Source organism: Pectobacterium wasabiae CFBP 3304, from assembly GCF_001742185.1.
GTDB lineage: Bacteria > Pseudomonadota > Gammaproteobacteria > Enterobacterales > Enterobacteriaceae > Pectobacterium > Pectobacterium wasabiae.
In genome coordinates this window covers 4186152-4201673 of the sequence record NZ_CP015750.1, presented here as the reverse complement: position 1 = coordinate 4201673, position 15522 = coordinate 4186152, and the positions used below count along the sequence as shown (strand labels likewise).

The window sequence follows — 15522 nt, the reverse complement described above, 5'->3', positions numbered from 1 at the left end:
CGCATCACTATAGCCAAACCCGATCTATCCACGAAATAGATGGGTCATATCAACCTGATGCGGGTTCTCAAAAAGTATTGATGGAATAACATGAAGCTTTTCGTAAGGAGTCCATCATGTTTACTGCAAAAAAATCCGCTACATCCATGCTTCTGGCTAGTTCATTACTGTGGTAGTGTTCGAACTTAGTTACATAACCCACAGCCCCACCATCAACCAGACGACCCACAACATCCCCGTGAACCGCATTGTATACCGAAAAAGATTCAGTGCTCCTCGTTGACGGTCAGCAAATGCACGCTGCTGTAACCTTTCTCGGCACCAGATGAAATAGAGTACCTCTCCTGCGATCTCATTATTTTCTTCACTTATAAATCTGAAATAGCGTTCGTCCAGCCAGAGTCGCCAGCAACCAAACCAGACTATACCGCATAGAAATACGATAAAAATACCAGGTAAACTCATCGGAACAATGAAAAGCCCCCACATGAACGGGGGAGCGGAAAAAAGCAGAAAAAACCGCCAACTTGCCAGTGTTTGCTGTATGAGGGAGGCCTGCAAAGCAGGCCTACATTTTATATCGTGACTTTTGTTTTCCATCGCTCCAACAATTCCATATGTTCAGGTGTAAAAATAACCTGATGACGAGCTTTACGTACTTGCTCAACGGCTTGGGGCAGCGTCAATTCCGGATAGTACTGCAACAGCCAGGCTGTAACCACCAGTGCGCTGCGTGAAAGCCCCAGCGCGCAGTGAACCAGTACGCTGCCATGTTTTATGCGCAGCGTCTCCAGAGTATCCACGGCCTGACGAAGCGTGTCACCATCCGGATTAACCAGATCCAGCATAGGTGTACAGGAATACGCAACACCTTGTGAAGCACGGGATCGGGGAAATTCACTGGTCAGATCCAGCACCGCCTGTTGTTCCAGAGGCATTCGCGGATACGTCCCTAAAAAAATCCCATCAACCAACGGACTGACTGCTGGTAAATGGCGGGTATAGTGACGCATAGAGAGCATCATCCCCGTCCGCCAAGGAAACAGCAGCCACCAGGCGGAGGGCGTTAACCTTCCCGCCCTATCTTTTTGTAACGCCTCAACGCCTAGCGCGCCATAAGCCAGCGCCACAATCAGCAGCGCCAACGTCGGCCACCACAGCCAGGGCGTGAGAAATGTTCCAGTCAGACACGCCAGTGCACCACACAGATAGCGAACGGCCAGGACCTTACGCTTACCAGAGGCGATACGCCAACGCCATTGGCCCTGATCCGGAGTCACCCAGTCGATAACCATACCAACCGCCAGTCCGGTAATGACATCAATAAAATGGTGCTGCCAAGTGGTCAGAACCGATACGGCAATCAGCAAAAACCAAGCGCCGTTCAATGTCTGCCATTTGCCTTTCAAATGACGATGGAAGTGCCGCCACAGCAGCCAGCATAAAATAATATGCAACGACGGCGACTGATTGTACGGTAAATCAAACTGTTCAAGCTGACCAAAGAGCCAACCGGCCAGACCGGTTAGCTCCGGTCTGGTGAAGGTAAATTGCAGCGGAAATAACAAGAAACCAACGCAGGCAGTCAGTGAAGCCAGCACTAATTTGCAGACCAGTCGTCGCTGTTCACCCAGCGTTGTACAGACGAATAGCGATAAGCCGTACAGCAGATCCAGACTCCAGTAAGGAATAATGGTCAGCGGCACAAAAGGAATGTGCCGCTCCCACTCAAAGACCAGACTGCCAATGTTATCTCGATCGGCGGTAAACTGATTAGCCTGCCCATACGTTAAAAAGAAAAACGGAGCAAGCAGCAGCAGCCAGCCAATACCTTGCTGGTAAACAGAACGTCGGGTTGTCATGATGTGCGACGTACCGCCATTGAAACGGTGAAAATTCCCCACTCATCTATCAGTTGAGCACATTTATCGAACCCAGCCTCCCGCACCAGAACATCCATTTCGTCTTGAGTGCGCACGCGCATCACCCACGCTTTGCCATCTTTATGGCTGGTCAGCGACCAGGCTATGGTTTTTAGCTGCGGATGCCAGGGTTGCCCGGTGTAGATCAGAATGCCTCCCGGCTCAATGGCATCTGCCAGCCCGGCAAGCGAATTACGCACCAGCGTATTTTCCGGGAACAATTCGTACAGTCCGGAGACAATCCCCAGCGTCGGACGAGGCTGAAGCGCGGCCAGTTCTTCACGGTTAAAGGCATCACCCCGTTCAAAACGCGCAGGTGCCGCCATTGTGCGAGAAGCAATCATCTCTTGGCCTCTCGCCACATTTAATTCGCTGTAATCTCGCAGTAAAATTTCATCCACCGCTGTTTCACTTTCCAGCGCATCGAGCACGTAGCGTCCGTGGCCAGCGGCAACGTCAACCACCCGCACTGCTGCCCCCTGCTCTGTAAGTTTGGCAACTGCCTGCTGAATCAACATTTGCAGGTGAATTTTACGTTGGCGGATCCCTTTCCAACCCACGCTGTTGAGGTAGTGTTTGTCAATCAGACGCCCCAGGGCGCTGCTACCCTGCGGTTGGTTGCGATAGACATAATCGAGCGTACTGCCGGAATCAAAACCCGTTTCAAATCCCAGACGAACCCCGGTGGACTGCGTCCCCAGCATCTTCATACCATAGCGCAAGCCACGCCAGGCGATATCGTCCAATGAGTAAGGTTCTGGCCCGCCACTCAACATCCGCCAGGTATCCGCTCCCGGACTCCAGCGATCTTCGTTGCTGTAGTCGAAACGTTGAGGAGACAGAGCATAGAGCGTATCAATAAATTCACGCATTTTATCGAACGCCAGATGTCTCTCTTTTTCCCCCAGCGTATCGTGATAAAAGCCCGGCAGCACGTGAAGCTCTTTTAGCGGGTTGCGCAGCCGCTGGTAGAAGTCGATCTGCGGCTGGCGGTGTACAACGTAATCCTCCCCGGAGACCAACATCTGCACTGGCAAAGTGATTGCGCTGGCATCGCTGACAATTCTTTCTGCCGTTTTGTAGAGATCTAGCAGGATATTGACCGCGATAGGTCGGGTAATTAGCGGATCCTGATTGAAACTCGCCACTCGCACCGGGTCGTGGGTCAGATACTTACCCTTCACGTAGGAGTTAACAAAAAAGAGTCCGCGCAGTCGGTGCATCAATGCCAGCCCTGGACGGGCAAACGGTACGTACAGTTTGACCTTAAACGCCGGTGACGCCAGCACCAGACCACGAATGGCCGGAGCGTAATCATGCGCCCAGGTTGCCGCCAAAACTGCCCCAACGCTTTGCGCCACAACCACCACATCTTCCATTGAGGCCTGACTGTCAGTTGCAGCAAAACGGACAAACTCGTCCACATCCTGAACTGAGCGAGCCAGCGATGGACTGTAGCCGCGCTGGCCCGGCGAGCGCCCGTGCCCACGGGCATCCCAGGCGTAGAACGCCGTGTCCGGCATCGCCAGCTCATCGACAATATGTTGCAAACGACCAGAATGTTCATGTCCGCGGTGGAACAGGACAATGACTTTCGGCGTTGCCCCTACCGACGTTGCGGGCCAGTAGCGATAAAACAGCTCGGTACTGTCACTGGTTAAAAATTGCCGCTCTTCAGGCGTCCTTGTATTAATCATTAGGATGATTTCCTGTTGTTTGTTGCGAAAGCGCCAACAATTGGCACTTCAGATCGTCCTTATTTCGCCACCTCATCACATAATGCGCTACGGCAACGGTTGATGATCGTCCACAGCAGCAATACTGTGGCTATCCCCCAGACAACATTATTCCATTGCACAAACTGCGGCCAGATGGCCAGAGCCAGTCCCCAAGCGCCGAATGCCAGCGCCCTGTCACTTTTTCCCAATGGTCCGGCATAGCTGCGTACACCATTGATGGTTTGCGCCAGCACACCACAAAATTCGGTCATTGCCGCACAGAATACCATGACCAGAACCAGCGGCGCATTGCTGTATGGCAACAGCATAAAAGGCAGGTAGAGCGCGATATCGGAAAGCACATCGCCGGTCTCATTGAGAATGGCGCCGAGACGCGACTTTTGGTTGCATTCGCGTGCCAGCATGCCATCCAACGCATTAAGCGCCATACGCACAAACAGCACAATGGGGAGCAGAACAAACAGACTTGGACGGGGGAAAATCATCAACACTGCGCCAGTGATAAAAGAGAGAACCATCGCCGCGAACGTGATGTGGTTAGCAGTAACGCGGTATTTGTGCAGCCAGAACATGAATGGGCGCAAAAGCGCCTGAAAAGCAGGCTTTACCTGATAAAGCGTCATTAATCTGTTTTCCTGGAATCATAAATTAATCAATTGTGCGCTAAATAACCCCATGATGAGAAATGTTTTTTTCACCCTGAATTCTGGTAGTGGAGAAGATATTGGAGTGAGAATATCGCTCAGTTATCCCCACTGATGTACGGGCATATCGATATGCAGGATAACTATACGTTCACATTGCCTGAGGGGGAGAGCTAATTCCGTTGTCGGTAATAAACATCTTCCAGCCCGGCTCAACACTGGCCCCTAGCCTCTCAGACTCCCCCTTATTTTTAGAGCGCTGAAATGTCCGGTGATCTATGGGGCCAGTCGAGTGTTACCTGGCTGAACTCATTCCATCCATTCCGTTTTTCCCTCCATTATCTCCACCTTTCCCTCCTTTCCCGCCGGCTCCGCCACCCCAGCCGGCATCACCGCCGCGGCCTCCATTTCCACTTCCTGCACCGCTCCCGCCCTTACCGCCATTTCCCCCATTGTCACCGCCTTTCCCCCCATTCCCGCCATTTCCATTCGAACCAGAGCCAGCATTACCGCCATTTCCTCCACTATCATGTCCTGTTGCATTACCTCCATTGCCTCCATTTTGAGCATACGCTGAGTTGGATATGGGCGTCGAAGCTAATACGGAAAAACAGAGAATGCCGGATAAAGACACGGATAATATTTTGTTTTTCATAAAGGTCACCGATGTGTTGATTCATTATGTAATGTTATTTCCGCCATTACCGCCGTTGCCACCAGGAGAATTGCTTCCGCTGCCTCCTGTTCCGCCGGGGCCACCATTTGCATTATTCCCATTCCCGCCATGGCCTCCATTTCCTCCTGCCGAGTTATTTCCATTTCCACCTTGGCCGCCATTCCCGCCGTCTGCCCCATTTTTTCCACCATTCCCACCATTTCCTCCCGGTGAGTTATTTCCTGTACCGGCATTACCTCCGTCGCCACCATTTCCTGCATTAGTTCCGGCACCGCCATTTCCACCGTTCCCCCCTTTGGATATCGGCGTGAGGTTCATATCTTTAAAATTCAAACAATTTCCATTTGTTCCATTTTCCCCATTTGTTCCATTTGTTCCATTTGTCCCATTTTTACCATCCGTACCGTTACACCCTGGTGAATTGTCCGTACTTCCACCATTACCGCCATTTCCACCATTACTTCCCTTTCCACCCTTTCCACCATTTCCTCCGGGAGAGTTATCGCCAGAACCCCCATTGCCTCCAGCTCCCCCATTAGCGCTAATTTCTTGAAATTGAGCCTCCATAAAATTGATAGGGGAAGCTGTTGCGAATGATACGAATGGAATTGTTAGTAATAACAATAATTTTTTTTTCATATTACCTCTAATATTAAGGATATGACGAGGGTTACGGCGTGAGATTGCTCGTAACCCTTTAAGTATTAAAGGTTAAGCTGAGTTTTTCCCTCCTTTACTACCGCTATTCCCCCCCGTGCTGTTTCCGCTACCGCTGCCATTTCCTGTTCCGTTGTTATTTCCGTTACCGTTCCCATTCCCACTATTGCTGTTATTACCACCATCACCGCCCTTTCCACCTGGCGAATTATTCCCACTGCCACCATTCCCACCGGCTCCCCCTGACGCATCTCCATTACTGACCAATGTCAATAAATCGGTTTTGTCATGAGTAACATTGTGGGATGTATCGTTGTTGGCATGTACACTTGCGATACTGAATAATCCTAAAAAGGCTATTATCGGTGTTAACTTCATTATTCCATCCCTCTCTTTACGGTTATTTTATGTGGTTTTATTATTCATGAATCACTTATTGTCAGTGACTTTTGTAATGTAGAAAGCACTGCCTGACAAAAGTGATATCAATCGCTCCATGTGAGCTGAAATGTTCTGTAAAATAATAACCAACAACATTTCGTCATCTGGTTTAAATGATTGCTAATGAAATGGCAAGCATTAAGTTCTATATGTAGAACCTCAATCAAAAAAACGATATGGCCTTTTTTTATTGAGAATGGTCTTAATGTTTTCGTTGATAGTTCTGCTAGATTTATTCTTTTTTTTCAAAGAAACCTTAATTTATTATTTTTATCTAAGTAATTTCTAAAATAGTAGAACATATGAAAGAAACTCAATTCACGTTGAACGATCTGATATTTAATATCCATTACGATAGTCTGGTTTTAATATTATAATGCATGTAATCCTGCGTATTGTTACCAATATTGTCATCCTCACACCGTCGCATAACATTGCCGCTCGCCCAGCTTTCTTGTAACCTTCCTGTGTTAAAATCTGAAATTACCGGACTTCTACTACATGGCTACACATATTTCTAAAGACCCTTTACATGGCGTGACACTTGAAATGCAAGTTAATGCGCTGGTTGCCCGTTTTGGCTGGGTTGAGCTAGGTAGACAGATCAACATCAATTGCTTTAAAAACGATCCAAGCGTGAAGTCCAGTTTAAAATTTCTACGCCGAACACCGTGGGCTCGCGCTGAGGTCGAAGCGCTGTATCTTGATTCTCTGAATGAGGCCGCGCCCGCAAAACTAGATGATGGCGTTGTTGATCCATGGGCTAATAGCCGCAAAAATAAGAGTTAACTCACGTGAAAAAGCCAGTCGTACTTATTGCTGCTGCGCTTCTACTCGTTAGTTGCGCGTCCAAGCCGCCGAGTTCACTTGTTACCCCTATTCCTCCGGTTAAACAGCCACTCCCAGCCACTCCTCAGCAAAGTCAGGAACCGGTACGTGGAGTCTGGCTGGCGACCGTTTCCCGCCTCGACTGGCCGCCAGTGGCGTCAGTCAATGCTAGCAGCCCTGCCATCCGTATGACTCAGCAGCAGGAAGCGTTGAAAGGCAAGCTGGATAAATTGCAAAGCCTCGGTATCAATACCGTATTTTTTCAGGTTAAACCGGATGGTACTGCGCTTTGGCTCTCTAAAATATTGCCTTGGTCAGATATGCTGACTGGCAATATTGGTGAAGCACCTGGTTACGATCCGCTTCAGTTCATGCTTGATGAAGCGCACAAACGCGGCATGAAAGTCCATGCCTGGTTTAATCCCTATCGCATATCCGTCAATACCAAACCCGGAACTGTGATGGAGTTAAACCGAACATTGTCGCAGAATCCAGCCAGCGTGTTTGTGTTGCACCGTGATTGGGTCCGTACCGCTGGCGATCGCTTTGTACTCGATCCTGGCATCCCAGAAGCACGAAACTGGATCACCAGTATCGTGGCTGAAGTCGTGTCACATTACGCTATTGACGGTGTGCAGTTTGATGACTATTTCTACGCTGAATCATCGGGTTCTGCTCTCAACGATAGTGAAACCTTTAGAAGATATGGTCTGGGATTTAGCTCAAAAGCAGACTGGCGGCGACACAACACTCAGCAACTAATCGAGCAGGTTTCGCGCACCATCAAGCAGTTGAAACCCGAGGTTGAATTCGGCGTCAGCCCCGCGGGCGTATGGCGCAACCGGTCACACGATGTAGCGGGTTCCGATACACGAGGTGCGGCTGCCTATGATGAAGCCTATGCTGATACCCGCCAGTGGGTGCAACAAGGACTGCTGGATTATATTGCCCCACAACTGTACTGGCCTTTCGCGCGTGACGCCGCTCGCTACGATGTATTGGCAAAATGGTGGGCCGATGTGGTGAAACCCACGAGCACGCGCCTCTATATTGGCGTTGCCTTGTATAAGGTGGGTGAACCATCAAAGAATGAGCCGGATTGGATGATCAAAGGCGGTGTGCCAGAGTTGAAAAAGCAGCTCGATTTGAATGAATCTACACCACACATTAATGGCACGATTCTGTTCAGAGAGAACTACCTTAATCAGCCACAAACTCAGGAAGCGGTTAATTATCTTAGAAACCGCTGGAATCCGATTTAACAGGTTGCAGAGGAATTCAAAACCTCTGCATCAGTTATATAAGGGCTGAAAACAACATGTAAAGCAGCATCACATTTCCCCTCGCCTACGGTTTCCATTCTGTTTTCTCTCGCTAAAAGTGCTATTTACTCCATTTGTTACCATCTTTTCAGCTCAAAAATTCTGCTGTAGAAGGATTTTTTTTGCTTATTTAATAAGCATGTAAGATAAGCATGCCATCATGATTAGTAATTAATCATTCAACGTGTTGATTTTAATGTGAAAAAATAAAGGTTTCGAAACGAAATAAATCATTGAGTCGGTGACTGAAAAACCCTATATTGGCCGCGTTTTTCTTATAGTAGTTACGTGTTTAATTCATTTATTCAACTGTGATTGCCAGCGAGCACACGGTTGTAGGAGAGATATGATGACGGATAAAGTCCGTATTGACAGTTTAGGTGCGAATTCATTAAACGGAAACAATGAAACCTATTTGGCAAGACAAGCTGAATTTGAATCGAACGTGAGGAGTTATCCACGCAAATTGCCTCTGGCAATTGCGAAAGCTGAAGGCGTGTGGATCACCGATGTTGAGAATAATCAATATCTTGATTGTCTGGCTGGCGCAGGTACGCTCGCGCTTGGTCATAACCATCCTGACGTGCTGCAAAGCATCCAACGTGTCATTACTAGCGGCTTGCCGTTACATACACTTGATCTGACAACACCGTTGAAAGATCAGTTCTCCGAATATCTGCTTTCTTTATTGCCTGGTCAGGGCAAAGAGTACTGCCTCCAGTTTACTGGCCCTTCTGGTGCCGATGCGGTTGAAGCAGCACTGAAACTGGCAAAAAAATACACTGGCCGCTCTGGTGTAATCAGCTTCTCCGGTGGCTACCACGGGATGACGCACGGCGCGCTGTCGGTAACCGGAAACCTGTCACCGAAAGAAGCGGTCGACGGCATGATGCCTGAAGTGCAGTTTATGCCTTATCCGCATCAGTACCGCTGCCCGCTGGGCATTGGCGGTGACGCTGGCGTTAAAGCATTAACTTACTATTTTGAAAATCTGATCAACGACGTTGAAAGTGGCGTACGCAAACCGGCTGCGGTCATTCTGGAAGCCGTTCAGGGTGAAGGCGGCGTTAATCCGGCACCTGCCGAGTGGTTGCAGCGCATCCGTAAAGTGACGCAGGAACATGGCATTCTGCTGATCATCGACGAAGTTCAGGCGGGCTTTGCTCGTACCGGTAAATTCTTCGCCTTTGAACACGCGGGCATTGAGCCAGATATCATCGTGATGTCCAAAGCGGTCGGCGGCGGCTTACCATTAGCGGTACTGGGTATCAAGAAGCAGTTCGATGCCTGGGCTCCGGGTCACCATACCGGTACTTTCCGCGGCAACCAACTGGCAATGGCCACGGGCCTGACAACGCTGATGCACCTCAAAGACAATCAGGTGGCAGATAAGGTCGCTGAGCAAGGCGAATGGCTGAAAGCCAAACTGGCTGAGCTGCAAAGACGTTATCCAGTGATGGGGCACATTCGCGGTCTGGGCTTGATGATCGGGATTGAGATGGTTAAGCCTGACGAAGCACAGGATCACATGGGTTGCTACCCGGCTGATGGCGATCTGTCTGCCCTGTTGCAGAAAAAATGCTTTGAAGCGGGTCTGATTCTGGAGCGCGGTGGCCGTAATGGTTGCGTTTTGCGTCTGTTGCCATCCCTGCTGATCAGCAATGCTGAATTGGAAATCTTCCTGGATAAATTTGAAAACGCCCTGCTTTCTGCTGGCGTGAAGCCAGTCTGAGTGGAGCGAATGACCACGATGTCTCAATTAGTGGAAAAAGAAGCAGTGGAAACAAAAATCAATCCGATTCTGGCTTCTTCTACGCAGAGTATCGAAGCCTATCAGGAAGCGATTACGCAAAGTAGCCAAGCTGTTATGCAGTGGCTGCAACAGCCCGAGATGTATCAGGGAAAAACGGTTGCCGAACTGCGTGAACGCATCACGCTGGATTTTAATCCTCAGGGCCTGGGTAACCAGGCCGCTATCGAGCGTGCGATTGAGTACTTTTTGAAAGACAGCCTGTCGGTACATCATCCGCAGTGCGTTGCTCACCTGCACTGCCCGAGTTTGGTGGTCAGCCAGGCGGCTGAAGTGTTGATTAACGCCACCAACCAGAGCATGGACTCCTGGGATCAAAGCCCGTCAGCGACCATCATTGAGATGAAACTGATTGAATGGCTGCGTACTCAGGTTGGCTATCAGTCTGGTGATGCTGGCGTGTTCACCAGCGGTGGCACCCAGAGCAATCTGATGGGGCTAATGTTGGCGCGTGATGCCTTCTTCGCCCGTCAGGGACATTCGATCCAGCAAGATGGATTGGTTGGTAACCTGAAGAAAATTAAAGTGTTCTGTTCTGAAAATGCCCATTTCTCGGTGCAAAAGAACATGGCTTTACTGGGTTTGGGTTACCAATGTGTCACGCTGGTGAAAACCGACCGTTTCGCGCGGATGGATCTGAACGATTTAGCAGAGAAAGTAGCGCTGGCCAAAGCGAACGGTGAGCAGATTCTGGCGATTGTCGCGACAGCGGGTACGACTGACGCAGGTGCAATCGACCCTCTGCGGGCGATTGCAACACTGGCTGCGGAACACCAGATTTGGGTACACGTCGATGCAGCTTGGGGGGGCGCATTGCTGCTGTCCGAGAAGTATCGTGATTATCTGGACGGCATTGAGTTAGTGGATTCCATTACGTTGGATTTCCACAAACAGTTCTTCCAGACCATCAGTTGTGGCGCATTCTTGCTGAAAGAAGCTCGCCACTATGAGCTGATGCGTTATCAGGCGGCTTACCTGAACTCTGAGTTCGATGAAGCCCAAGGCGTGCCGAATCTGGTGTCGAAGTCATTGCAGACAACGCGTCGTTTTGATGCGCTGAAACTGTGGATGGGTCTGGAAGCGTTAGGCCAACAGCAGTATGCGGCGATCATCGATCACGGTGTTACGCTGGCACAGCACGTTGCACAGTATGTGGATGAACACGCCTCGCTGGAATTAGTTATGCAGCCACAACTGGCAAGCGTTCTTTTCCGCTCTCGTCCACAGCAATCGGCGACAGCGGACGATGCAACGGTTGCACTGCTTAACCAACGCATTGGCGATGCACTACTGGAGTCAGGACGTGCCAACGTCGGGGTCACCGAGTTTAACGGTATTACCTGCCTGAAGCTGACGTTATTGAACCCAACGGTCAATTTGGATGATGTCAAAGTCCTGCTGACTTTGGTTGAAAGCACTGCCCAGCAACTGCTGACAGCGTAACGCCCCTGCTTTACCGGGCTATGAAAGCCGATAATACTCAATGTGTTATCGGATTTTTGTTGCTTTCTTAATACGAATATCCTGGTTTTTTCGCCAGCGTATCCAACTGCGGTTTGATGATCGGATCATAAACCTCGTCCTTCCAGCGTTCTGGCTGAATTTCGTTGAATGCAACAGAAAGCGAATCGTTAGAAGAACCGAAGTGCTTCTTTAGGACCGCGGCGAGATCTTCTGCGATGACTTTCTTCTCTTCTTCAGACAGGTCTCTTGGGAAGTGTTTGACATCAATATGGGGCATAGGATGGTCCTTTTCAGTGATGAAACAGCACGTTGGTTAAGATAGCCAGTTAGTTAAGATAGCCAGTTAGTTAAGATAGCCAGTTAGTTAAGATAGCTAGTGTGCATGAAGACAGCAATAGGATAGCTCCGCCCGATAATAAGCAATCGCTTTAGATAAATTGGCCTAAACTCATCGAAGTGTGTCATTCAGGCCACTGTTAGCGATCTGCCAGATTCTTATACTGTCCTTGTTTGGCGCGTAACGACGCCAGTTAACTGGATAGAGAGCAATAAGATGAAAATAACGCAGATTCGTAATGCGACATTACAATTGGAATTTGGCGGGAAAACATTTTTGATTGATCCGATGTTGGCACCAAAGGCGGCTTATCCCGGCTTTCCCGGGACAGCAAACGATCATCTGCGAAATCCACTGGTCGACCTTCCCTTGCCTCTGGCTGCGATTCTGGATGTTGATGCCGTGATTGTGACGCATACGCACCTTGACCATTGGGACGATGTGGCAATTGACGCTATCCCGAAAACAATGCCAATTTTCAGCCAAAATACGCAAGATGCTGACCTCATTCGTCGCGCAGGGTTTACCTCGGTACGAGTACTGGGTGAGCAGACTGAATATGGCGGGATCACGCTGATAAAGACGTCTGGTCAGCATGGGTCTGACGAAACTTATGCCAATCCACAACTGGCGGAACGGCTAGGAGAAGTTTGCGGTATCATCTTCCGACATGCTAATGAGAAGACGTTTTATCTGGCTGGCGATACCGTCTGGAATCAGCATGTTATTGATGCACTGACACATCACACACCTGATGTGGTAGCGTTGAATATCGGTAATGCCACCATACCCGGTTTAGGTTCTATTATCATGAGAAAAGAGGATGTTCGGCGTGTACATCAGCTAGTGCCTAACGCGGCAATAGTCGCCACACACATGGAAGCGGTGAATCATTGTCTTCTGAGCCGCGTCGAACTACGAGACTATCTGCGTGAAGAAAAGCTTCAGTCCGTTGCGCACGTACCAAATGATGGCGAAAGCGTGCAATTCTGAATCGGATAATAACCGGAACATAGCGATCTTTAACGAGGGCTATTATGGCTGTGCTAACCGTCGCGGTGGTTGTCTGCGAAAATTTTAGCCCGTTTCATTTGTCGATACCGAGTATGGTTTTCAGCGACATGCTCTATGAAGAAAAACAGTTTTCGCTTTTTTTCTGTGCTGAAAAACCGGGCATGGTTGCCTCTGAATACGGGTTTTCCATCAACGTTGAGCACGGATTTTCTGCATTGGAAAAAGCCGATTTGATCGTGGTTCCCTACTGGAATCATCCAGATACGCGCCCTTCTGTACAGCTTCTGGATGCATTACGCATTGCCGAAGCCCGTAAAGCACAGATCGCCGGATTATGCCTGGGCACCTATGTGTTAGCTTACGCCGGACTGTTGGATGGCCGCCGCGCCTCGACACACTGGGCATTTGAGCAGGATTTTATCACCCGTTTTCTTAATGTGCAGTTGGATACCAACGCGCTCTATGTCGAAGATGGACATCTGATAACGTCTGCGGGAACAGTAGCGGCCATTGACTGCTGCCTTTATCTGGTACGGCAACATTGCGGCAGCGCTATCGCGAACCGTGCCGCCCGGCGTCTGGTTATTCAGCCTTACCGAGAAGGCGGTCAGGCTCAATTTATTGAGCATCCGGTGCCGGAAAATACGCGAGATAGCAAAATCAATCAATTGCTGGATTATCTACGCACGCACCTACACTCTCCCCACTCTTTGGATGCATTGGCGAGCCGCGTTCAGATGAGTCGCAGAACATTTACCCGGCACTTCTTCCGTGCCACGGGCATGACGATCAGCGACTGGTTAAAGGCAGAACGGCTTCGCCATAGCCAGGTATTACTGGAATCGACATCTCACTCAATCGAAACGATCGCAGATAGTGTGGGGTTTCAGTCAGTAGTGACATTTCGTCAACAGTTTAAACAGCGTTTTAGCGTTAGTCCGACCGACTGGCGTAAAACGTTTCAGGATAAAAGTAGCGTTCGCTAATCCTCGCTTCGTAAACCGCTTTTTCGGTCGCCAGCATTCCGAATCACCTCTGCACATTCTGAGTGATTAGATAGAAGCCAATAGTCAGAAAGCATGGCTCGATCGCTATCTCATAGGGCAAGCGCATCATGATGCATCATTTCATGCGTCATGATGGATCTCTTGCATAAGTAACTCATATCATTTGATTTAGTTACCAGATGAATAAATCAATTTTTTTTACCTTTAATCGGTATGCAAGAAAAGGTGAAATCTCCCGCTATACGGGGAAACTTGACGTAATAAAATATTATTTCATCGATTTGACAATACATTAGAGAACGAGCAATTAAGAAAACTGGCGCGCTTTATGCTTTAGCTCTCCTGCCATTATGTAACTAAGGAGAGTGTTTTGATGAATTTTTTAATCAATGAAAGCGACGTATTAAACCCGAGACGCAGAGCATTATTAAAACTTTCTGGCGCACTGCTGGGGACGGCTGCGCTAACAACAGGGTTAAGTGCGCGGGTTTTTGCCGAAACTCAGCCTAAAAGTGCAGCATTTACCGCACCGTCGCCCGATAACCCAATCCGTATTAATTTTAATGAAAATCCACTGGGTATGTCGCCCAAGGCACAAATCGCTGCACGTGATGCCGTCGTGAAAGCCAACCGCTACGCAAAAAATGAAATTTTGATGCTTGGTAATAAACTGGCGGCACATCATCAGGTGGAAGCTCCGTCTATTTTACTGACGGCGGGATCGTCCGAAGGCATACGGGCAGCGATTGAAGCCTATGCATCACTGGATGCACAGTTGGTGATCCCTGAATTAACCTACGGCGACGGCGAACACTTTGCCAACATTGCCGGAATTAAAGTCACTAAAGTTAAAATGCTCGACAATTGGGCATTCGATATTGAAGGGCTAAAAGCCGCCGTTGCGGGTTACTCTGGCCCCTCCATCGTTTATCTGGTCAACCCCAACAACCCGACGGGCTCGATTACGCCTGCGGATTTAATTGAACCGTGGATTGCCAGCAAGCCGGCTAATACGATGTTTATCGTCGATGAGGCTTACGCTGAGTTCGTCAATGACCCACATTTTCGCTCTATTTCGCCGATGATTACCCAAGGCGCAGAGAACATTATTCTGCTGAAAACGTTCTCTAAAATACATGCCATGGCCGGTATGCGCGTGGGATACGCTGTCGCACATCCCAACGTCATTGCGTTGCTGGGACGGTATGTCGCGGGTGAGAAAATCAACTTCAGCGGCGTGGATGCCGCATTGGCGTCGATGGACGATCAGGCATTTATCACCTACAGCAAAAAGAGTAATGACGTGTCGCGTCAAATCCTGCTGAAAGCGTTAGATGACCTAAAGCTGCCGTACTTGCCGTCTGAAGGAAATTTTGTTTTCCACCAGTTAGTCGTCCCGCTTAAGGATTACCAAAAACATATGGCAGACGCAGGCGTGCTGATCGGTCGCGCGTTTCCTCCGGCAGATAACTGGTGCCGCATCTCGTTAGGTACGCCGCAGGAAATGCAGTGGGTCGCGGATACCATGCGCGAATTCCGTAACAAGAACTGGATTTAACTCTCCGCCATACCGGTTTTGTCGCACCGCTATAGCGCGGTATCCTATCTCCTAAGCCTGTATCTCTCGATCGAAATTCGATTTCAGCCCCTCTCTCTGAGGG

Annotated in this window: 14 protein-coding genes; 7 read left to right on the top strand and 7 right to left on the bottom strand. The window is 49.2% G+C overall.

All coding sequences use genetic code 11. From position 1 onward, the window contains the following. Positions 1-575: 575 nt before the first annotated feature. The 6 genes from A7983_RS19190 to A7983_RS24015 form a co-directional block, all read right to left on the bottom strand. The gene (locus tag A7983_RS19190) at positions 576-1862 is read right to left on the bottom strand and encodes a phosphatase PAP2/dual specificity phosphatase family protein (protein ID WP_005968559.1); all 1287 of its coding nucleotides are present in this window, start codon (positions 1860-1862) and stop codon (positions 576-578) included. Continuing rightward, a complete protein-coding gene (locus A7983_RS19185) occupies positions 1859-3619 on the bottom strand; it encodes a bifunctional alpha/beta hydrolase/class I SAM-dependent methyltransferase (RefSeq protein WP_005968562.1) in 1761 nt (586 codons plus the stop codon). The genes A7983_RS19190 and A7983_RS19185 overlap by 4 nt, the downstream gene beginning before the upstream one ends. 59 nt (positions 3620-3678) lie before the next feature. Next, positions 3679-4284 (bottom strand): CDP-alcohol phosphatidyltransferase family protein, encoded by a 606-nt coding sequence (locus tag A7983_RS19180; protein WP_005968564.1) that lies wholly within the window; start codon positions 4282-4284, stop codon positions 3679-3681. A gap of 330 nt (positions 4285-4614) precedes the next feature. Beyond that, on the bottom strand, positions 4615-4848 hold the full coding sequence (locus A7983_RS19175) for a hypothetical protein (RefSeq protein ID WP_005968566.1): 234 nt from the start codon (positions 4846-4848) through the stop codon (positions 4615-4617). Between the two features lie 136 nt (positions 4849-4984). After that, positions 4985-5620 (bottom strand): hypothetical protein, encoded by a 636-nt coding sequence (locus tag A7983_RS24020; protein ID WP_152413528.1) that lies wholly within the window; start codon positions 5618-5620, stop codon positions 4985-4987. Between the two features lie 72 nt (positions 5621-5692). After that, positions 5693-6016 carry a hypothetical protein gene (locus A7983_RS24015; RefSeq protein WP_005968571.1) on the bottom strand — a complete coding sequence of 108 codons (324 nt, stop codon included), beginning with the start codon at positions 6014-6016 and terminating at the stop codon, positions 5693-5695. A 564-nt stretch (positions 6017-6580) separates the two neighbouring features. Between A7983_RS24015 and A7983_RS19155 the strand changes: the two genes are divergently transcribed. The 4 genes from A7983_RS19155 to A7983_RS19140 all read left to right on the top strand — a co-directional run bounded on the left by A7983_RS19155 (position 6581) and on the right by A7983_RS19140 (position 11482). After that, positions 6581-6868, top strand: a complete 288-nt coding sequence (locus A7983_RS19155; RefSeq protein ID WP_005968573.1) for a VF530 family protein — start codon at positions 6581-6583, stop codon at positions 6866-6868. A gap of 5 nt (positions 6869-6873) precedes the next feature. Next, complete coding sequence (locus tag A7983_RS19150) at positions 6874-8169, top strand: glycoside hydrolase family 10 protein (protein ID WP_005968575.1); 1296 nt, start codon at positions 6874-6876, stop codon at positions 8167-8169. Between the two features lie 409 nt (positions 8170-8578). Continuing rightward, positions 8579-9961: a diaminobutyrate--2-oxoglutarate transaminase gene (locus A7983_RS19145; protein WP_005968576.1), complete on the top strand. Its 1383-nt coding sequence runs from the start codon at positions 8579-8581 to the stop codon at positions 9959-9961. An 18-nt stretch (positions 9962-9979) separates the two neighbouring features. Then, the gene (locus A7983_RS19140; RefSeq protein WP_005968578.1) at positions 9980-11482 is read left to right on the top strand and encodes a pyridoxal phosphate-dependent decarboxylase family protein; all 1503 of its coding nucleotides are present in this window, start codon (positions 9980-9982) and stop codon (positions 11480-11482) included. A 67-nt stretch (positions 11483-11549) separates the two neighbouring features. Here the strand turns inward: A7983_RS19140 and pptA are convergent, their stop codons facing one another. Further along, positions 11550-11780 (bottom strand): tautomerase PptA, encoded by a 231-nt coding sequence (pptA, locus tag A7983_RS19135; RefSeq protein WP_005968580.1) that lies wholly within the window; start codon positions 11778-11780, stop codon positions 11550-11552. Positions 11781-12056: 276 nt separating this feature from the next. Here pptA and A7983_RS19130 point away from each other — a divergent pair, with 276 nt between their 5' ends. From A7983_RS19130 to A7983_RS19120, 3 genes are all read left to right on the top strand, one after another. Beyond that, positions 12057-12833, top strand: a complete 777-nt coding sequence (locus A7983_RS19130; RefSeq protein ID WP_005968582.1) for an MBL fold metallo-hydrolase — start codon at positions 12057-12059, stop codon at positions 12831-12833. Between the two features lie 44 nt (positions 12834-12877). Next, positions 12878-13840, top strand: a complete 963-nt coding sequence (locus A7983_RS19125; protein ID WP_005968584.1) for a GlxA family transcriptional regulator — start codon at positions 12878-12880, stop codon at positions 13838-13840. A gap of 394 nt (positions 13841-14234) precedes the next feature. Further along, a complete protein-coding gene (locus tag A7983_RS19120; protein ID WP_005968586.1) occupies positions 14235-15419 on the top strand; it encodes a pyridoxal phosphate-dependent aminotransferase in 1185 nt (394 codons plus the stop codon). Positions 15420-15522 lie beyond the last annotated feature (103 nt).